Source organism: Synechococcus sp. GEYO, assembly GCF_900473955.1.
Lineage (GTDB): Bacteria > Cyanobacteriota > Cyanobacteriia > PCC-6307 > Cyanobiaceae > Synechococcus_C.
Window position 1 is genome coordinate 189394 of sequence record NZ_UCNL01000013.1, and the last position, 18559, is coordinate 207952.

General features: G+C 57.3%; 19 protein-coding genes and 1 riboswitch. Of the genes, 6 read left to right on the forward strand and 13 right to left on the reverse strand.

What is annotated here, in order from left to right:
• Positions 1–227 precede the first annotated feature (227 nt).
• A complete protein-coding gene (locus DXY37_RS12830; RefSeq protein WP_136975621.1) occupies positions 228–581 on the reverse strand; it encodes a phosphomethylpyrimidine synthase ThiC in 354 nt (117 codons plus the stop codon).
• 240 nt (positions 582–821) lie between these two features.
• On the opposite strand from DXY37_RS12830, the gene DXY37_RS12835 reads away from it, so the two are divergent.
• On the forward strand, positions 822–1592 hold the full coding sequence (locus tag DXY37_RS12835) for a class I SAM-dependent methyltransferase (protein WP_170951902.1): 771 nt from the start codon (positions 822–824) through the stop codon (positions 1590–1592).
• Positions 1593–1796: 204 nt separating this feature from the next.
• Positions 1797–2744, forward strand: coding sequence for a UDP-glucuronic acid decarboxylase family protein (locus tag DXY37_RS12840; RefSeq protein ID WP_115127008.1), 948 nt, complete (start codon positions 1797–1799; stop codon positions 2742–2744).
• Positions 2745–2817: 73 nt separating this feature from the next.
• On the opposite strand, the gene thiC is transcribed toward DXY37_RS12840, so the two are convergent.
• From thiC to ruvB, 6 genes are all read right to left on the reverse strand, one after another.
• Positions 2818–4218: a phosphomethylpyrimidine synthase ThiC gene (thiC, locus tag DXY37_RS12845; RefSeq protein WP_115127009.1), complete on the reverse strand. Its 1401-nt coding sequence runs from the start codon at positions 4216–4218 to the stop codon at positions 2818–2820.
• Between the two features lie 45 nt (positions 4219–4263).
• Positions 4264–4372, reverse strand: a riboswitch (TPP riboswitch).
• 31 nt (positions 4373–4403) lie between these two features.
• Positions 4404–5030 (reverse strand): HEAT repeat domain-containing protein, encoded by a 627-nt coding sequence (locus DXY37_RS12850; protein WP_115127061.1) that lies wholly within the window; start codon positions 5028–5030, stop codon positions 4404–4406.
• A gap of 4 nt (positions 5031–5034) precedes the next feature.
• Positions 5035–5265 carry a DUF3188 domain-containing protein gene (locus DXY37_RS12855; RefSeq protein WP_115127010.1) on the reverse strand — a complete coding sequence of 77 codons (231 nt, stop codon included), beginning with the start codon at positions 5263–5265 and terminating at the stop codon, positions 5035–5037.
• Positions 5262–6434, reverse strand: a complete 1173-nt coding sequence (locus DXY37_RS12860) for an amidohydrolase (protein WP_115127011.1) — start codon at positions 6432–6434, stop codon at positions 5262–5264. The genes DXY37_RS12855 and DXY37_RS12860 overlap by 4 nt, the downstream gene beginning before the upstream one ends.
• A complete protein-coding gene (locus tag DXY37_RS12865; RefSeq protein WP_244277158.1) occupies positions 6431–7246 on the reverse strand; it encodes a tetratricopeptide repeat protein in 816 nt (271 codons plus the stop codon). The genes DXY37_RS12860 and DXY37_RS12865 overlap by 4 nt, the downstream gene beginning before the upstream one ends.
• 158 nt (positions 7247–7404) lie before the next feature.
• Positions 7405–8469: a Holliday junction branch migration DNA helicase RuvB gene (ruvB, locus tag DXY37_RS12870; protein WP_115127013.1), complete on the reverse strand. Its 1065-nt coding sequence runs from the start codon at positions 8467–8469 to the stop codon at positions 7405–7407.
• A gap of 64 nt (positions 8470–8533) precedes the next feature.
• On the opposite strand from ruvB, the gene smpB reads away from it, so the two are divergent.
• Positions 8534–9028, forward strand: coding sequence for an SsrA-binding protein SmpB (gene smpB / locus DXY37_RS12875; protein ID WP_067093316.1), 495 nt, complete (start codon positions 8534–8536; stop codon positions 9026–9028).
• Here smpB and DXY37_RS12880 read toward each other — a convergent pair.
• Entirely contained in the window at positions 9022–11184 is a 2163-nt protein-coding gene (locus DXY37_RS12880) for a protein kinase (RefSeq protein WP_170951903.1), read from the reverse strand. The genes smpB and DXY37_RS12880 overlap by 7 nt on opposite strands.
• Between DXY37_RS12880 and egtB the strand changes: the two genes are divergently transcribed.
• From egtB to DXY37_RS12895, 3 genes are all read left to right on the forward strand, one after another.
• Positions 11183–12403: an ergothioneine biosynthesis protein EgtB gene (gene egtB / locus DXY37_RS12885; protein WP_115127014.1), complete on the forward strand. Its 1221-nt coding sequence runs from the start codon at positions 11183–11185 to the stop codon at positions 12401–12403. The genes DXY37_RS12880 and egtB overlap by 2 nt on opposite strands.
• Positions 12400–13371 carry an L-histidine N(alpha)-methyltransferase gene (gene egtD / locus DXY37_RS12890; RefSeq protein ID WP_115127015.1) on the forward strand — a complete coding sequence of 324 codons (972 nt, stop codon included), beginning with the start codon at positions 12400–12402 and terminating at the stop codon, positions 13369–13371. Before egtB ends, egtD begins: the two co-directional genes overlap by 4 nt.
• 61 nt (positions 13372–13432) lie before the next feature.
• Complete coding sequence (locus DXY37_RS12895) at positions 13433–13918, forward strand: hercynine metabolism protein (protein ID WP_115127016.1); 486 nt, start codon at positions 13433–13435, stop codon at positions 13916–13918.
• Positions 13919–13930: 12 nt separating this feature from the next.
• On the opposite strand, the gene DXY37_RS12900 is transcribed toward DXY37_RS12895, so the two are convergent.
• From DXY37_RS12900 to DXY37_RS12920, 5 genes are all read right to left on the reverse strand, one after another.
• Positions 13931–14194, reverse strand: a complete 264-nt coding sequence (locus tag DXY37_RS12900) for a hypothetical protein (protein WP_006042532.1) — start codon at positions 14192–14194, stop codon at positions 13931–13933.
• 67 nt (positions 14195–14261) lie between these two features.
• Positions 14262–15731 carry a lysine--tRNA ligase gene (lysS, locus tag DXY37_RS12905; protein ID WP_115127017.1) on the reverse strand — a complete coding sequence of 490 codons (1470 nt, stop codon included), beginning with the start codon at positions 15729–15731 and terminating at the stop codon, positions 14262–14264.
• An 85-nt stretch (positions 15732–15816) separates the two neighbouring features.
• Complete coding sequence (gene rpaB / locus DXY37_RS12910; RefSeq protein ID WP_067093321.1) at positions 15817–16626, reverse strand: response regulator transcription factor RpaB; 810 nt, start codon at positions 16624–16626, stop codon at positions 15817–15819.
• Positions 16627–16748: 122 nt separating this feature from the next.
• The gene (locus tag DXY37_RS12915) at positions 16749–18056 is read right to left on the reverse strand and encodes a sugar ABC transporter substrate-binding protein (RefSeq protein WP_170951909.1); all 1308 of its coding nucleotides are present in this window, start codon (positions 18054–18056) and stop codon (positions 16749–16751) included.
• Positions 18053–18556, reverse strand: a complete 504-nt coding sequence (locus DXY37_RS12920; RefSeq protein WP_115127018.1) for a rod shape-determining protein MreD — start codon at positions 18554–18556, stop codon at positions 18053–18055. The genes DXY37_RS12915 and DXY37_RS12920 overlap by 4 nt, the downstream gene beginning before the upstream one ends.
• Between the last annotated feature and the right edge of the window lie 3 nt (positions 18557–18559).

Below are 18559 nucleotides of genomic sequence, written 5' to 3' on the forward strand. Positions count from 1 at the left end.
AGCCAACTGAGCAGCATCAGAGCACCATGCTGGCCAGCAATAGACCCAAAGTAAAAAGTACAGTCGTAACGCTTGAAAAGCTTGCAGATGTCATAAAGGCGCAGGTGAAATGGGTTCTGGAAGTGGTGTTAAAGCATCCACTGAGAAAGGACCCCGCCGCTACGGCTGACGATCTCGATTATCCGCCCCCTTACATTGGATAGAAAGTTGAGCAAACTTTCCAGGTCCTAATAAATGAGTACAGTGCCGATCGGCACCTGTGAGGCACCAATGATCGTTGTGCACACATCATCATTGACCTCGCCAGTGGACAGAGCCTTCAGCATGTCGGCATTGCAATTCACAAGCAATTTGATCATGTTGATTAACTCAGCGACATCAGAAGCATTAGGAGACGTCCCGTTATTGCCATTAAATTTGCTATCAATATCAATACCGATCGCCATGGGCTCCAGAATGCCGTTGTTGATATAAGGCGGAGTCAACATGAGGCCCTTAGCCTCTTTGTCCATCACCACCGATTCAGGCAGATTATCTCTCCTGGTATCAAAAGCCAATTCCTTCATACCGAGCCCGGCCAAGCGCAGTTGATCTAGAAGACTGTCCTGCCCCTCCAGGACACAGCCAAAGAAGCGGACTTCATCGAAAGTCAGACGGAAGCCCTAAGAGGCGGGCAAACGAGCAGAGATAACTTTGGAAGCTTTCATGTACTGGCACGACCCGTATCAGCTGCGAAGGGTGTGATCTCTGTCAGAGATTTGTTAGGTGAGGCGTACAGGCCTGGTGGTCACCAATCCCTATCTGAAGCCCCACATATGAGGTTGCCCAAAGAAAAAGCAACTGATCTGACAAGATTGTTGCGACCAACATCTATAGAAAGTGCTGTGCTACGCCTGAATCCATCGACGCTCAGCCACGCCTTTGGGCAACAACTGCTGGATGGGGCTGCCCATCTCAAACCCGAGTTTGAGATGACGTTGCTACCGCTGATCTCTAATCGATTGCAGGACCCCAACCTGCAACGATCAAATTCGGGGAGCATCGGCCTGGGCAGCGCCCTGAGCCTGTTTCTGGCAAGTCAGAAACGCGCCCCAAAGCTGATCGGAGAAGTCGGCACCTACATCGGCAACAGTGCAGCAGCAATGGGATATGGCGCTGGAATGAACGGACATGCTGTGCAGCTCATCACATGCGACATACATCCCTGCACCCAACAGCCATTTGCAGGCATACAGCTACCTAAAGGGAGCAAAACCCAAGTAGTTCAAGGCAGCAGCACCCAAATGTTCGAGTTTCTCGCCTCCAAAGGAGCCAAACTCGACATGCTTCATCTCGATGGGAGGCTGATGCAGGAAGATCTTCCACTGCTGCGCAAGCTGCTGAAGGCAGACACTTTGATCGCACTCGATGATTGCGAAGCAGACGAAAAAGGACATATGAATCTGGATCTGCTAAGACGAGCAAGCCTAATAAAAGATCATGCATATGTAGAGCCATTTCCTCGACAACTGTTTCAGCGCTGGGGTCTAGAAACACGTTCTGTCACAGGCTTTCTCTTACCTGTTGAATCAATCAAGTTCACCCGCCAATAGATCTAAGACCATCTGAAATAATTGCGTAAACCCACACAAAGTAATGGCGTAAAATTAATGAGTATGATTACAGGAATAATATTAATAGGTTGATTAGTGGTTAAACCGCTTCCTGCAGTTACCCTGACCAACAATAGTTATGGATCGACCCCAAAAAACGTCTAAAATACGTGTGGTTTTCAACAGTGATGAGCATTGGGCGCCATGTCTAAGACCCGCAATTTGGTAACAGGCGGCGCCGGATTCCTCGGCTCTCACTTGACTGATCGCCTGATGCAAGCTGGTGAAGAAGTAATTTGCCTAGACAATTACTTCACAGGCAGAAAAGAAAATATTAGGCACTGGATTGGTCATCCAAATTTCGAATTGATTCGTCATGATGTCACAGAGCCAATCAAACTAGAGGTTGATCGAATCTGGCATCTAGCATGTCCAGCCTCACCAATTCACTATCAATTTAATCCAATCAAGACAGCCAAAACAAGCTTTCTTGGTACTTACAACATGCTTGGTCTTGCTAGACGCGTAGGAGCCAGAATCTTACTGGCAAGCACAAGCGAAGTTTACGGAGATCCAGAAATTCATCCTCAACCAGAAAGCTATAGAGGCTGTGTAAATACAATCGGGCTTCGCAGCTGTTACGACGAGGGAAAACGCATCGCCGAAACTCTCTGTTTCGACTATCAACGCATGCACAGAACTGAGATCCGGGTGATACGTATTTTCAATACTTATGGCCCACGAATGCTTCCAGACGATGGACGTGTTGTAAGTAACTTTATTGTTCAAGCTCTTCGGAAGAAACCACTGACTCTTTACGGAGATGGGAGTCAAACCAGATCTTTTTGCTATGTAGACGACCTGATAGAAGGCATGATTCGACTAATGAATAGCGGTAGCACTGGCCCAATTAATATTGGTAATCCAAATCAATTAACAATCCGCCAGTTGGCCGAACTTGTGCGCGATCGAATCAATCCCAACCTAGAGCTAATTAGTAAGCCGCTACCTCAGGACGACCCACTTCAGCGTCAACCTGATATCCAGCTTGCCATACAAGAACTAGGCTGGGAGCCAAAGATTCCATTTGAAGAAGGCCTTCAATCAACGATTAACTGGTTCCGAGAATCACTGAAAAAAGAAGCAGAATAAACCTAGAACTCGACATATCGTCACCAAAAGGCAAAATCAATCACCTTTGACTATCGTTTGAGCTGAAATTAATTCATTCAGCCTTATCCATCTTCACACCGGACAATTCAGCACCACCTTTCACTTCCAGCACCTTCTCCAACCCTTCAAGATCCTCATCGGTAATCTTGGTCTGCATCGGACAGTGCTTGGGGCCACACATCGAACAGAATTCAGCCTGCTTATAAATATCGGCAGGCAGAGTTTCATCGTGATACTGCTTAGCTCGCTCAGGATCTAAAGACAACGCGAACTGCTTGTTCCAATCAAAGGCATAACGAGCCCGACTGAGCTCATCATCGCGATCACGGGCACCGGGGCGATGCCGGGCGATATCAGCTGCATGAGCTGCAATCTTGTAGGCAATCAAGCCCTCACGCACATCGTCGGCATTGGGAAGCCCCAGATGCTCTTTTGGTGTCACGTAGCAAAGCATTGCCGTGCCATGCCAGCCGGCCATGGCCGCACCGATCGCCGAGGTGATGTGGTCATAACCAGGCGCGATATCCGTCACCAGGGGGCCCAGAACATAGAAAGGCGCCTCATTGCACTCCTCCATCTGTTTCTTGACGTTGAACTCGATCTGATCCATCGGCACATGGCCTGGACCCTCAACCATCACCTGAATGTCTTTCTCCCAGGCACGACGCGTCAGTTCACCAAGCGTGTGCAGCTCGGCCAACTGAGCCGCATCCGAAGCATCGTGCTGACATCCCGGACGCAGTGAATCACCCAGGGAGAACGTGCAATCGTAGCGCTTGAAAATTTCACAGATGTCGTCGAAACGGGTGTAGAGAGGGTTTTGACGATGGTGATAGAGCATCCACTGGGCAAGGATGCCGCCGCCACGACTGACGATCCCGGTGATGCGACCCTTCACCTTGACCAGATGTTCGATCAGTAGGCCAGCGTGAATCGTCTGGTAGTCGACACCTTGCTGACAGTGCTTCTCGATGATGTGGAGAAAATCATCCTCCGAGAGTCGTTCAATCGAACCATGCACACTTTCCAGCGCCTGATACACAGGAACAGTGCCGATTGGCACGGGTGAAGCCTTGATAATCGCGGTGCGTACATCATCAAGATTGACGCCGCCAGTGGACAGGTCCATCACGGTGTCGGCACCGTATTTCACAGCCAGATTCAGCTTTTTGACCTCTTCCTCAGCGTCCGAGGCATTGGGTGAAGCGCCGATATTTGCATTCACCTTGCACTTGCTGGCGATCCCAATCGCCATGGGCTCAAGATTTTCATGGTTGATGTTGGCGGGGATGACCATGCGGCCCCGTGCCACCTCCTCCATCACCAAGGTCTCAGGAAGGTTTTCCCTTCTGGCCACATAGACCATCTCCTCGGTCACCACGCCCTGACGGGCGAAATGCATCTGGGAAACGTTGGACTGTCCGCGACGGGACTGAACCCAGGAAGCACGCATGATCCATTCAGCGAAGGAACTGCCAGGGGCCAGCCAACTAACTGAGGATCACATTGGTCACTTCCCTATCGCCGGAATGACCCGGATCAGGTTCAGAGGGTGTGATCTCAGCCAGAAGGATCGCGAACGATCCAAGGCACCCCTAGTGGTGCCCAATTACTAGCAACGCCATTGAGAACACACCGTCAACGCAGCTGCAATCCATTCAGTGCAGCTGCCACAACCCGGTGGTCTCCGTCTTGCTGCAGTGGGATCAGCAGAGCTCTGGCTTGCTCACCAATCGGTTGGTCACCCCTTTCACGAACAATCCGGCCCAGAATTTCAGCCCCGCTGACACGAACCGTTCCGTCGTCATCAGTGATCGCGGCACTGGCCAGGTCAAGCAGCCAACCGAAATCGATCTCCGGCTGTTCCGCCAGAGCCGAAAGAATGCTGCAACGCACAAGCCATGCACTGTCAGCGTCGAAGGCTGCCTTGAGTAAGGGCCAGGCGCGGGCAACGCCATAGCTGGCAAGGGCATTGGCGGCTTCAGCCCGCACATTGGCATCACCGTCACTGCGCAAAAGCCGCTCTAAGACAGTCCAACCCTGCTCGGTGTGCTTGTAGCCCAAACCGCTGCAGCTCAAGGAGCGCACGAGAAAAGCCTCCTGCTCACTACCGAGCACCAACAGAGGAACAGCGTCCTCATCACTGCAGAATCGCAACTGGGTGAGGGCCGGCATGGCTCGTAATGGATCACCAGAACCGATCGCTTCTCGAAGGGCATTGAGATCAGGTTCACTGCCCTGCGGCTGCTGCGGTGTAGACGCCATCAACTCAATCCTCCTGAAAACGACTGCTTCGCAAGGCCACCAGCAGCTTGTGCCGCCGTCGACGACGACCCACCACTGCGTGAATCACTAAGCCAGAGCCAACCAGGATGGCAGGAACAGACTGCCAACGCTCGGTGCCCTCTCGCTGGACAAGCGCCAGAACCCCAAGGCACACAAGCAGAGGCGCTGCCAAGGACAACAACACATGAAGACGGGTACGAGGCGGACGATTCATGTCGTCGGTTCCCAGGCCAGCATCGCTGCTGTGAGCACCCGGATTCCAACGCCTAAACAGCGTTCATCAGGCAGAAAGTGGCCGTTGTGGAGTGGGGCACATCCCTCAGGGCCTGCAACACCGAGCCGAAACATCATGCCCGGCACATCCCGGATCAACTCTGCGAAATCCTCAGCACCCAAAGAGGGCTGTTCCAAGCGCAAGACCTGATTCGGGCCAAGCTGCTCGATGGCACAGCGCTCAAGCAGAGCCGTGAGTCTGATGTCGTTATCAACCGGAGGAGCAATACAGCGATAGCGAACCGTTGCTGTTGCACCGAAACCTTCGCAAAGAGCTCGCACGGTCTCCTCGATCCAACGGGGCAGATGATCGTGCAGATCGTTGGACAGACAGCGCACCGTTCCCAGGAGTGTGACCCGATCGGCAATCACGTTGAACGCCTTGCCCCCTTCGATACGCCCGAAGCTCACCACAACTGGGTGCAAGGCATCAAGCCTGCGACTGATGGCCTCCTGGAGGCCAGTGACCACCCTGGAGGCGATCCAGATCGCATCCACCGACTGATGAGGCCTGGCACCGTGGCCAGCCTGGCCATTGATCTCGATTTCCAGCTCGCCAGCCGCCGCTGTGAGGCTGCCGCTGCGCAAACCGACGCTGCCCACAGGCAAGGAGGGGAACACATGCAAACCAAACAACGCTTGAAGGCCATCGGTTGCTCCTGCCTCGCGCATCCAGCGCGCCCCTTGAGCGATTTCCTCTGCCGGCTGGAACAACAAGCGCATTCCAACAGGTAGGTGCGGCTCAGCCGCCAGCAACTTGGCCACGCCTAAACCAACCGTGCTGTGCAGGTCATGCCCGCAGGCATGCATCACGCCCTGCCGCAAGGAGGCATAGGGCAAGTCCGTTTGCTCCTCAATCGGCAGTGCATCCATATCCACGCGCAAGCCGAGTTTCGGACCCTGCTCAGGGCCAAGATCAGCCACCACACCCGTGCGCCCAACGCCTTCGCGAACACGCCAACCGGCCTGGCGCAGATCACCCGCAATCAGTGCAGCGGTTTGATGCTCTTCGCCACTGAGCTCAGGATGGGCATGCAGGTGACGACGCAACTCAATCAACTCCGGCAACAGCGCGTCCAAACGCTCGGACCAGGTAGCAGTGAGGTTCATGACACCTCCAGAGCGAGAAAGCGCTCGAGATCGGCAATCGGCCGTGGCGGCCAGCGACGCACCTCGGCCAGCCAGGCGGCATCGCGATAACTGGGATCAAGACCTGAAGCAGCGGCCCAATGGCTTTCCGCTTCACCGCGCGAACCTTCACTCCAGAGCAAAGCACTCAAAGCTGCTCTGGCATCGGCGAACAAGGGGTAGCGCCGGATCAGATTGCGCAAATTTCGTTCTGCTTCTTTCAGATCATTGAGTTGGTAGAGAGCCAGAGCATCACTGGATCGCGCCATCGCGAATCCTGGCCTTGCATCAGCGGCTAAGCGATAAAGACGCTGGGCTTCCTGCCATTCTCCCTCTGATCCACGCACATTGCCGAGGTTGTAGAGGGCTGAGGCATCACTCGGATCTCGTTTCAGAATCCAGTCGTAATCGGCTGCGGCCTCAGACCAGCGCTGCAAGGCCTCTTCAGCGGTACCGCGATTGAGATGGGGGTCAGCATCGTTGGGAGCCAGCTCCATGGAGCGGGATTGATCGGCGATGGCTCCCTCTGGATCACCCAACATCAGACGTATGTTGCCGCGGTTGCTCCAAGCCGCCGCATCGTCAGGAGCGATTTCCAAAACTTGATCCCAGACCGGAAGTGCCTGCTGCGGATCGCCTGCACGGCTGAGAGCAAGAGCACGATCGAACAGCTCCGACAAGTGATCAACTTCAGCTGCCCATGCCGAGACAGGAGAGGCGATAAACCAAAGCGGTAGGAACCAACCGATCAGGCCCTGCATCCAACTCAACCACCATGACGCTCTCGTCTTCATCACAGTGAACACGCTGTGCGTTGAAGACAATCAAGCTGCGACCAAAAAAGCAGCGTCACCGTTTCTTGGATCGTCGAAGTCTTTAGTAAGCGTATCGAGCATGAACAGCTCTGTGAGAGAGCTGAACAACACCCAGCACAGTTTTCAAGCAGAAGTTGTCAAGCAGCAGCGAGATGGTCACGACCAGCAGCCGTCACCACCCGGCCACGCGGAGTGCGTTGCAAAAAGCCGAGCTGAAGTAGATACGGTTCAACCACTGACTCCAAGGTGGTGGGATCTTCTCCAAGGGCCGCCGCGAGGGTATCCAGTCCGGCGGGACCGCCTCCGTGGGATTGGAGCAGCAGCTCCAGCAACCTGCGATCACTAGCGTCCAGACCGCGGCTATCCACCCGATGCAAAGTGAGAGCTTCATCGACCAATACGCGGTCGATCGCTCCGGAGCAGTCACGAACACACGCCACATCTCGCACCCGACGCAACAGTCGGTTGGCAATGCGAGGGGTCCCCCTGCAGCGGAGTGCAATCTCAGCGCAAGCATCAGCCGTGAGATCGAGGTCGAGCAAACCGGCGGCCCGCTCGACAATCGACTGCAAGTCGTCCAGGCCGTAGAACTCGAGACGCTGAATCAAGCCAAAGCGATCGCGCAAAGGTGAGCTCAACGCACCTGCGCGGGTTGTGGCACCGACCAGTGTGAACGGCGGTAAGTCCAGTGCACGCGTTCGCGCAGTGCTTCCCTTGCCCACGGTGAGGTCGAGTCGACGATCCTCCATAGCCGGATAAAGCAGCTCCTCAGCCACCCGACTGAGTCGATGAATCTCATCGATGAACAAAAGCTCACGAGCCTGCAGATTCACTAAAAGACCAACGATGTCGCGGGGGCGCTCAAGCGCCGGTGCGCTGGTGATGCGGCATTTCACCCCCAACTCCTCAGCCAGCACCATGGCCATGGTCGTTTTGCCAAGACCAGGCGGGCCGTAGAGCAACACATGATCGAGAGCATCGCCGCGGCCCAGCGCGGCTTGCACCGCAATGCCAAGCACCTGCTTGAGCTCACGCTGACCGATGTAATCCTGCAGACACTTGGGCCTTAAACCGTCGTCGCGAGAGGCCAGCGCCGCTGGATCGAGATCGTCTCCTGGTTGCCGGGCCGAATCGACCACTCGGTTGGGCTCACGCTCCTTGCGTGGACGTGGAGATCCTGCGCTTGAGGAAACAATGGCCATGTTGGAAGAGTACCGAGACCTGGATAGGGTCGGAGCATCAAGCGGCCGAAAGGCCAAACAGGCAATGGCCAAAGGTGGAGGCAAAAAAAACGCGGCAGCTCGCGCAGCGGCCAATCGCTTACTAGCCGACAACAGGCTTGCCAGGCATCAATACGACATCCTGGAAACGCTGGAAACCGGCATTGAACTGGTTGGCACCGAGGTGAAATCCATTCGAGCCGGCCAAGCCAATCTCCGGGATGGTTTCTGCCTGATCCGCAAGGGTGAAATGCAGCTGCACAACGTGCACATCTCACCCCACACCCATGCAAGCGGGTATTACAACCACGACCCGCTGCGCGTGCGCAGGCTGCTGGCCCACCGACGCGAAATCGACAAGCTGCGTGGACAACTTGATCAAAAAGGGCTGACGCTAATCCCGCTCAACATGCATCTGCAGGGCTCCTGGATCAAACTCACCATCGGTCTCGGCAAAGGCCGCAAGTTGCATGACAAGCGCGCTGCCGAAAAGGACAAACAGATCAAGAAAGAGACACGGGCTGCCATTGCCCGCTATTGACCACCCTCATTGGGTCCTGCAGTGGAATCAGGGGTGGAGTCATTGGTCAATGGATTGGCTGCATCAGCCCCTTCACCGGGAAGATCCTCAGCACCTGCAGGCCGGGGACCGGGGGGTTCCGGAAGCGCCTCGACAGGGCCCTCAGCCCCAGTGGCCGGATCGGGAAGCGGGTTGAGATCAACCTCCGGCAACGGTTTCGGTGCTGGCGCATCGGCGCGGCAGGAGAGCGTCAACAAACCGGACGACACGCCGTCGTTGGTGACCAGCACCTGCACAGGCGAACCTGCTTCCATAGGCAAGATCACAACTCGCAGCGGTCCGCGATCGGCAGCGACCTCCCCATCGGCGCCATAAACAGTCATCTGCATCAAAGGAGTGCCGTTGATGCCCAACACCAGGCGACGACCAGCTGGCACTGAGATCGAGATCAGGCGTGCACCACCAGCGGAGACTCGGCTGGACAAAACCGTGGGCGCCTGCGCACGCGCTTTGACCTGTTCAATCCGCACATCCTCAAGGCTGCGCAATGCGGCAGCGATCCACAGCTGACGGAAAGGCTCAGGCGGCTTCACGCCTGCCGGAACTCCTGGAAGCAACGCCTGAGCTGAAGCGCTGACCAGCTGCTCCACCACCTTGTTATTCACACCCTGCGACACAAGGTCCTGCCGTTGCCTTTGCCAGTCGGCAGGCTTGAGCTGTCCGAGTCGACTGCGCAGCACCGGCGGCAGTTGCTCCACCCTGGCCAACCACTCCTCGGCGAGTTCGTTCCAGACACTCCTCAAAGGAGCGTCTTCAAGAGAATCACTGGGCAGGCGACCGCCACGCTCAGGGAAACGGGCCATCAGGCTTGCATCCACCAACTGCAGAAACCAACTGCGATCAACCTGCAGGGCTCGTAGACGACTGAGCAGCTGCTGACGTTGATCAACCTCCGCAGGAGGAAGGCTTGCGGAAGGGGAACGCCCAATCACATCGCGATCCGTGGAGGGGGCACCAGAGGGAGGATTGCCGCGAGAGAGCAGAAACCAACCGATGGCTGTTCCCACCAGAGCCGAAACCAACAGGGCACCGACAACGGGCCAGAGACGGCCTTCCGCGGCAAGCTGTCGCTGCTCCGCCGAAAGTCGGCGCCGTGCTTCCTCACGAGCTGTGGCGCGAGATGGGTTGAACGACGGCAAATCCGGAGGCTCACACGCCGCAGGCGGTATGTCATCCGAAACACTTGGAGCCAGAACCAGGGTGCGCTCAGCCCGCGCCTGAGGCCCTGTTGTTTCAGGCATCGACACAGCCTGCAAAGCCTGGAGGGCATCAGCAGCCACCTCAAAACGGTGCCCGGGCTGTTCAGACAGCAATCGTTCCAATACCTCTCGATAGGAAGGATCCAGATCGAGATCGTTGGGGAACAACCATGCCTCCGCATCTGCCTGCAACAACTGCGCAGGGGGACGGCCGGTGAGCAGGGTCAGAGCCGACACACCGAGACCATGGAGATCCATCCACCCAGCTGCAGGGTCCTGCCGGACCTGCGAGCGAGGCGCATAAGCCGGCGAGGCTGCGATGAGAGGCTGCTGACCACAGCGCTGCAGCAACCCGAAGTCCAACAGCACGGGCAGACAATCCTGATCGCGCCGCAGCAGATTGCGGGGATTGAGATCGCCATGGACCAGATCCTGACCGTGCAGCACAGCCAGAGGTGGCAACAGCTGCCTCATCAGCAGCAGCACCTCACCGGGGCCGAACACCAACTGGCGCTGAAGTCGTTGAATCTGGATCTGACTCAGAGTTGAGCCCTCCTGCCACTCACGCACCAGCCAGAGACTGCCCTGTTGCTCAAGCAGGCCTCCAAAGCGTGGAATCTGGGGATGCAGCAGGGACTGCATGGACGGCCACAGACTGCGAAAGCGATCCTGAGTCGGCTGATTGTTGAGTTGCCGCAATGCAACGGGTGCATCACCCGCCAACTGATCAGCGGCACGCCAGAGAGTCCCCTGGGGATGGTCTGGATCAGACGACAGACAGCGGTCTAGGCGATACCGGTCGGCCAACAACGCGCCGATCACAAAGGAGTTGCGATTTGGGCCGATGGTAGGGGCAGTCTTGCGCTGACACCCGACGGGGATCCCACTAACGTCACCGCCAGCATGATTCCCTTCCATGGCTTCCGGCTCACTCCTGAATCGACTGATGGAGGTGCGTCGTACCAGTGAGGCGTTGATTGAGCCCCTCAATACCGAAGACCTCAACCTGCAGGGCATGGCCGATGCCAGCCCTCCCAAGTGGCACCTGGCTCACACCACATGGTTCTTCGAAACGTTCGTGCTGAAGCCCAACCATCCGGACTACGTCCCCGCGGACCCGCGTTGGAGCTATCTATTCAACTCCTATTACGACGCTGTTGGCCCACGCCAACCGCGTCCTCAGCGAGGGTTACTCAGCCGACCACCGATGGAGGAAGTCTCAGCCTGGCGGAAGCGGGTGAATCTTGCTCTGGAAGAGCTTTTGAAGCGCCACAGCGAAGCACCTTGGCTGAACCTGGTGGAACTGGGCCTTCATCATGAGCAGCAGCATCAGGAACTGATGTTGATGGACCTGCTGGATGGATTCAGCCGTCAGCCGCTCGAACCGGCCTATCGCAGCGACTGGACTGAACCGTTTGATGATCAGCCGATCACAACCGGCAAAACGACAGGCTCCCAACCGCACGAACCCTGGCTCGACTGCCGTGGGGGCCTGGTGGAAGTGGGCCACAGCGGTGATGCCTTCCACTTCGATAACGAAGGACCGCGGCATCGAACCTGGCTGGAGCCCTTCAGCATTGCGTCTCGGCTGGTGAGTAACGGTGCTTACCGGTGCTTCATCGACGATGGCGGTTACCAACGCCCTGAGCTCTGGATGAGCGAGGGCTGGGCTGAGCGTAGTCAGCGCAACTGGGAAGCACCCCGCTACTGGAGACGTGATCCCGATGACCAAGGTCCCTGGCGTTGGGAGTTCACCCTCGCTGGCCGCTGCCCACTGGAAGATCGCCTGCCGGTTCGACACCTCAGTTGGTTCGAGGCGGATGCATATGCGCGCTGGGCCGGCGCCCGGCTGCCCAGCGAAGCGGAATGGGAATTAGCCAGCCATGAGCACGGCACATCACTTCAACAGAGCCATGGCCAGCTATGGCAGTGGACTTCGAGCCCCTATCGCCCATACCCAGGCTTTCAACCTGCAGCGGGAGCTGTGGGCGAATACAACGGCAAATTTATGACCTCCCAGTTCGTGCTGCGGGGCAGCAGCCAGCTCACACCCAGAGGCCATTCCCGCGACACTTACCGGAACTTTTTCACCCCGGCCAGCCGCTGGATGGCGGCAGGTCTACGCCTGGCCCAATGACAACCCAAACGCCTGCGCGTCTTCAACTGATCGATCTGCATCCGCCCAGCGAAGACATCCGCCGATTGGTGCAGGACGGTCTGCAGCGCGAGCCCCGTCAGCTACCAGCGTGGTTCCTCTACGACAACAAGGGTTCGCGCCTGTTTGATCAAATCTGTCAGCAACCGGAGTACAGCCTCACCCGAACGGAAATCGCCCTACTGGAATCAGCAGCAGCGGACATGGCCCGTGCCATTGGATCAGGGGTGATCGTTGAATTCGGCGCAGGCAGTGCCCGCAAGGTGGGGCCGCTGCTGAAAGCGATGCAGCCTTCCGCGTATGTGGCCCTCGACATCAGCGCCGAGCACCTGCGCCGGTCAACGTCGGCACTTCAGACTCAACATCCCGGGGTGCCGATGCTGGGAATCTGCTGTGATCACAGTCAGCTTGATGTGCTTCCAGACCATCCGTTGATCCGTGGGACAAGGCGTGTGGGGTTCTTTCCTGGCAGTTCCCTCGGCAACTTCACTCGTGACGAAGCAATTGCGCTGCTGCGCAGATTCCGGGACCTGCTCGATGGAGGACCGATGTTGCTGGGACTTGATCAGCCCAAATCAAGGTCCAGGCTGGAGGCCGCCTACAACGATGCCGCAGGTATCTCCGCCGCCTTCGCCCATAACCTGCTGCAACGACTGAACAAGGATCTGGGCGCAAACTTCAACCCAGACATGTTCCGTTATGAGGCCGTCTGGCAGGAAGCAGAGAGCCGAGTGCGCATGGCCCTGATCAGCGAAAGCAACCAAACGGTGTCGGTGGCTGGTGAACCATGGACCTTCAGCGCAGGACAACCGCTTGTGACCGAATACAGCGTCAAATACTCAGTGAAGATGGCCCGTGAGCTGGCCGAGGACGCAGGCTGGCGCTGGTGCCAGCGCTGGCATGATCCTGCTGATGACCTTTCAATGCACTGGCTGGAAGCGGCAGACTAAACAGAGACATGTTCAGCCCTGATTTCATCATGAGCATGAGCAACGCTGCCAGGGCTGATTGATGTCGCCGACTTGGCTGGATCAGCTTGAACAGAACCTGGAAGAGCGGTTGGATGCCTTTCTGCACTCCAATCCCGATCAAGACCGCCTGCTGCAGGAGCAGCATCTGCAGGACCGACAGCGCGATCTCCGCAGCCGGCGAGATCTGATGCAGATTCAGGCCAGAGACCTGCGACGGCAGCTGCTGTCACTGGCAGAGCAAGTTCAGGCCTGGGGAGAACGGACAAAGAAGGCACGCGATGCTGGAGCCGATGACCTGGCATTGCGAGCGGAACAGCATGTCAAAACCCTGATGGATCAGGGCAGAGATCTCTGGAATGAGCTTGACGAGCTGGGTCGGAATTTCCGAGATCTGGATCAACAGATTTCCCGTCTCAATCAGAAGGCGTCACAACAACGAGGACATCGCAGCCTGGATGAGGACTGGGCCTTGTTTGAAGCCCAGCAAGAATTAGAGGACCTCAGACGTCGCCAAGGGCTCAGCTGATTCCTGGGTCAATCAAGCCTTGGGAGCAGGAGGCTCAAGGCTGACGTTCTCGGGCGGTGGGGTCGGATCAGGATCGGCAATCAGCATGTGCTGAAGCACGATCTCAGGACGCTCGCTATCGCGCCAGCGGATCCGATAAGCGGGCATCTTGGTGCCTCGGCTGGTGGTCTGCTCAACGGGCTCCATCACCCAGCCGCGGCGGGAGCGCCCCTGGGGATTGCGCTTGACCACCGCATCGGCGTGCTTGAAGCGGAAACCTACGCGCTCACCACTCATTGGAAAGGGACCATGCCACTGTGCTCCATTATCCACCCTGAGGGCACAAGGCAACCTCCCAACACACTCAAACCTCAGGGCGAAGCAGCGGGAAGGCAATCACGTCGCGGATGGAAGGGCTGTCTGTGAGCAGCATCACCAATCGATCGATGCCGATGCCGAGGCCACCTGTGGGAGGCATGCCCACCTCCAGAGCATTGACGAAATCCTCATCTAAGCCCTGCGCCTCCAGATCGCCAGCGGCTTTGCGCTCCTGCTGTGCTTCCAGGCGCTGACGCTGATCGACTGGATCAGTGAGCTCACTGAACGCATTGGCATGCTCTCTGCCAACGATGAACAGTTCAAAACGTTCAACCAACCCTGGCTTGCTGCGATGAGGACGAGCCAGGGGCGAAATGTCCAGGGGATAGTCCATCACGAATGTGGGCTGGATCAAAGTGGACTCCACAGCCTGTTCAAACGCCTCATTCAGAAGCCGTCCCACGGAATCGGCCAACACAGGAACGTGCAAACCCTTGGCTGCCATGGCCGCTGCGGCTTCCTCCCGAGTGCTGAAGGCATGGAAATCCAGGCTGGTGGCGTCGTGGACCAGCTCATGCATGGTTGCCCGCCTCCAGGGAGGGGTCAGATCAATCTCGGTGCCTTGATAGGTGATGGTCTGACCACGGCAGACCTCCTGGCAGACGGAACTGATCATCTGCTCAGTGAGCTCCATCATCCCCAGGTAATCGGAATAAGCCTGGTACACCTCCACGGACGTGAATTCAGGGTTATGTCGAGTGCTGATGCCCTCGTTGCGGAAGATCCTGCCGAGCTCGTACACACGCTCGAAGCCCCCCACAACCAGTCTCTTGAGGTGCAATTCGGTGGCGATTCTCAACGTCAGCGGCAGGTCCAAAGCGTTGTGATGCGTTTCAAAGGGCCGAGCATCAGCACCACCCGGCTGGCTCTGGAGAACGGGTGTCTCGATCTCCAGGAAGTCGCGATCATCCAACCAGCGCCGGATTGAGCTCACTGTTAACGCACGCCGCCGGAAGGTTTCCCGCGACTGAGGGGTCACGATCAGGTCGAGATAGCGCTGCCGGTAGCGCTTTTCCACATCGGCGAGACCATGCCACTTATCGGGCAACGGCTGCAACGCCTTGGTGAGCATAATCCACTCTGCCACTTTCACCGAAAGCTCACCGCGATCCGTTCGGCGCAGGATGCCGCGCACACCGATGAGATCGCCCGCATCCACAAGCGACGTGATCTGGGCAAACGACTCGCCCAAAGTCGACTTCTCCAGAAACAGCTGGATCGTGCCCGTCTCATCAGACAGGGTAAAGAAAGCAAGTTTGCCCATCACCCGTCGCGTCATCACCCGACCGGCGACGGCCACGTTGAGGTCCCGCTCTTCCCCATTGGGCAGATCAGCGTGGAGGTCCTGCAACTGAGCCATCCGATCGGTTGGATCGAAATGGAGGGCATAGGGGTCTATACCCTGCTCCCTGAGTGCATTCGCCTTCTCTAAGCGGGTCTCTCGCAGTTCTGACACGGAAAAGAACTCACATGGGCGCCATCCTGCCGGTCGATGGTGCCATCAAGTGAGAAATCGGCGTCAGAACGTCAGCAGGACGATCTCAACTGGCCACTGCTGCAGGTGCGTTATCGCCCATTCGCTGAGAGGAATAGCCGATACCGCGCACCGTGAGAATCAATTCAGGATTCCGCGGATCCGGTTCAAGTTTGCCGCGCAGGCGAGCCACATAAACATCAACCACTCGAAGGTCCGCAGCACGGCGAGGTGGATAACCCCAGAGCTGCTCAAGGATTTCTGCACGAGGAACGACACGCCCAGGTTCCCTGAACAAGAGCTCAAGCAAGCTGAATTCAGTGTAAGTCAGTGAAATGCGCTCACTGCCTCGCGTGACTTGACGACGGTTGGTGTCCACCACAAGGTCACCAACACGAACGACTCCTTGCCCAGTCGGCAATTCACGAGGCTCAGCTGTGGCTGAACCTCTCCCTACGCGACGGAGAATCGTGGCAATTCTGGCTTCCAGTTCTTTGGGACTGAAAGGTTTGGGCAGGTAGTCATCTGCACCGAGGTCAAGGCCTGCTACTCGTTCAGAGATGGCTTCAAGGGCCGACAAGAAAATGATCGGAACACAGGATTCGGCCCGCAGACGCCGACAAACTGCGAAACCATCCAGCTTCGGCAGCATGACGTCGAGGACTACGAGGTCTGGCGATTCGCGATGGAACACCTCAAGGGCCTCCTCGCCATCTTCTGCACAGACAACGCGATAACCAGCTAACTGAAGTCGCATCACCAAGACACGACGTACTGCAGGCTCGTCGTCGACGACAAGCAATGTGGCCTTGACTGACTCTGGAGCTCCCTGGAGAGACCCATCGCCATCAAGTTGGTGGGATGGGCCTTCGGGCATACACTCCATCGGGTAAGAATTGCAACCCTACAGTTCGACGTGAACCGATCGAGCTCCGCGATCCAAACCGGGAACAGGTTTTGGCTTCTTTTAAGAATTGAAGCAGTCGCTCAACAAGGGGTTCAGGGCCATCGGGCACTGGCATAACGGTTCCATTGCTGCTCTGCCTCAAGCACGGCCTGATCACTGTTGATCTGACCCAACATGGCCCGCTGCAACTGTGTGTAGATGATGCTCTGCAAGCGCTTCACCCCCGGAGTCGCAGGCACAAGCACCCGGGCAGTGTTCAAGGTCTCGGCCGACAACAGACGTGCATCACGGATCTGAGCCTCGGAAGAATTGGATGGCTGCTCAGCCTCAAGCTCGGCACGAATCGCAGACAGCGCTTCAAGAGAAGAAGGCAGCACTTTCGCCTCTCTCGCGAAACGAGCTTGATTGGTTCCGTTGGTCAAAAACAGGGCCAGTTGAACAGCATCGCCAGCCTGCTGACTCTGCCGAGGCACGGCAAGCGTCATCAAGGCCACATTGGATGTGCCGTCCGAACCAGTCAGAGGTGGCTGAGGCGTGGTAACCGCAGCCACACCGGGGGCATTGGTCTGAATGCTGCGCAGAAACTCAGCGCCGCTGGCAAGCAATGCAAGCTCACCACTCTGGTACAGCTCAATGGCCCGGCGCTGCCCCTGACTCACCACTTCGCGAGGCAATAAACCTTCGCGATACAGATCAGTCCAAAACGCAAAGGCCTTGCGACCTGCAGGCGTGTTGAATGCGGCTCTCTGACGTGCATCAAGAAGACTGACGCCCATCTGCACGAACGACTCCAAAAGCTCTGCGGAATCGTCTGGAACCACAGTCACAAAGAGGCCGTAACGACCCGTTCGCTCGCGGATGCTGCGGGCATAAGCAGGCACTTCATCCCATCGACGAGGAGCCCTGGAGAGACCCGCCTGACGTAGAAGGTCACCGTTCACCAAGCTCAGACGGACCGTCAGATACCAGGGGATGGCGATCTGACCTGCCTCAGGATCCCTGGCTGCCTCCCAGACCGATGGCAAGTAGTTCTGCTCTGCACCAGGCGGCAAAAGAGCTGTGAGGTCAGTAAGGCCACCCTTGCTGGCCAGATTGGCGGCGAAAGGAGGATTGAGGTTCACCACATCAGGTGCGGTGCGTGCAAACACAGCCGCTAGCAGCTTGCGCTCTACCGACCCCCAGGGGAGGTCTGTCCATCGCACCGGTGCCTCTGGATGGAGCTTGCCCCAAGAACCAAGCACGTCTTCCATATAGGGATTGAACTTTGGGGCCAACTGCAGCGTCCAAAGCTGGAGAGTTCCCTCAGGAACCGAACCCGGACGACACCCCCAGATGAACACCGCCAAACCGGAGAGAGCCAGGCCGGACAGAAACCGGCGTCGTCGCAAAGACACAATCATGCGGGTGCTCGCCGTCGCCACCAAAGCAGCTGCCAGGATCCAATTAACGGTGCCAGCAGTCCAGTTATCAAAGCCTGGGCGAGCGTGGTGTGCAGCGCCCACGACTGGGTCAGTCCATCGAATGCTCCCAGCACCAGCCACTGGAGCCATAGGGACAAACCCAGAACCAGCGCGCCGATCCAGGCCAGCAATCCCAGATTAAGGCTGCGCTGAATCGGCGGGCCGCGGCGTCCCAGCCGTCCCCACCACCAACCCATCAAGACCAGAGCGGGCACCTGACTGACATCCCCGAGGCTCAGACCATCCAGCACAAGTCCAATCGCTGCTCCTGCAATCGCACCGGCAAGCGGACCATCCACCAATGACCAGGGCAGCAACCAGAGGATCGCCCAGCTGGGCGGAACACCATCCAGGTTGATCCAGGACGGTGACGCCATCTGCAGGATCGGCACCAAGAGGACAGAAGCCACGCAAATGGGTTGTCGATGCAGGCGCGTCATCCG

Bases quoted from the DNA above. Each gene is read 5' to 3' on its own strand.
- DXY37_RS12840 (WP_115127008.1), top strand. From the start codon at position 1,797: ATGTCTAAGACCCGCAATTTGGTAACAGGCGGCGCCGGATTCCTCGGC.
- thiC (WP_115127009.1), bottom strand. From the start codon at position 4,218: ATGCGTGCTTCCTGGGTTCAGTCCCGTCGCGGACAGTCCAACGTTTCC.
- DXY37_RS12850 (WP_115127061.1), bottom strand. From the start codon at position 5,030: ATGGCGTCTACACCGCAGCAGCCGCAGGGCAGTGAACCTGATCTCAAT.
- DXY37_RS12855 (WP_115127010.1), bottom strand. From the start codon at position 5,265: ATGAATCGTCCGCCTCGTACCCGTCTTCATGTGTTGTTGTCCTTGGCA.
- DXY37_RS12860 (WP_115127011.1), bottom strand. From the start codon at position 6,434: ATGAACCTCACTGCTACCTGGTCCGAGCGTTTGGACGCGCTGTTGCCG.
- DXY37_RS12865 (WP_244277158.1), bottom strand. From the start codon at position 7,246: ATGAAGACGAGAGCGTCATGGTGGTTGAGTTGGATGCAGGGCCTGATC.
- ruvB (WP_115127013.1), bottom strand. From the start codon at position 8,469: ATGGCCATTGTTTCCTCAAGCGCAGGATCTCCACGTCCACGCAAGGAG.
- smpB (WP_067093316.1), top strand. From the start codon at position 8,534: ATGGCCAAAGGTGGAGGCAAAAAAAACGCGGCAGCTCGCGCAGCGGCC.
- egtB (WP_115127014.1), top strand. From the start codon at position 11,183: ATGGCTTCCGGCTCACTCCTGAATCGACTGATGGAGGTGCGTCGTACC.
- DXY37_RS12880 (WP_170951903.1), bottom strand. From the start codon at position 11,184: ATGGAAGGGAATCATGCTGGCGGTGACGTTAGTGGGATCCCCGTCGGG.
- egtD (WP_115127015.1), top strand. From the start codon at position 12,400: ATGACAACCCAAACGCCTGCGCGTCTTCAACTGATCGATCTGCATCCG.
- DXY37_RS12895 (WP_115127016.1), top strand. From the start codon at position 13,433: ATGTCGCCGACTTGGCTGGATCAGCTTGAACAGAACCTGGAAGAGCGG.
- DXY37_RS12900 (WP_006042532.1), bottom strand. From the start codon at position 14,194: ATGAGTGGTGAGCGCGTAGGTTTCCGCTTCAAGCACGCCGATGCGGTG.
- rpaB (WP_067093321.1), bottom strand. From the start codon at position 16,626: ATGCCCGAAGGCCCATCCCACCAACTTGATGGCGATGGGTCTCTCCAG.
- DXY37_RS12915 (WP_170951909.1), bottom strand. From the start codon at position 18,056: ATGATTGTGTCTTTGCGACGACGCCGGTTTCTGTCCGGCCTGGCTCTC.
- DXY37_RS12920 (WP_115127018.1), bottom strand. From the start codon at position 18,556: ATGACGCGCCTGCATCGACAACCCATTTGCGTGGCTTCTGTCCTCTTG.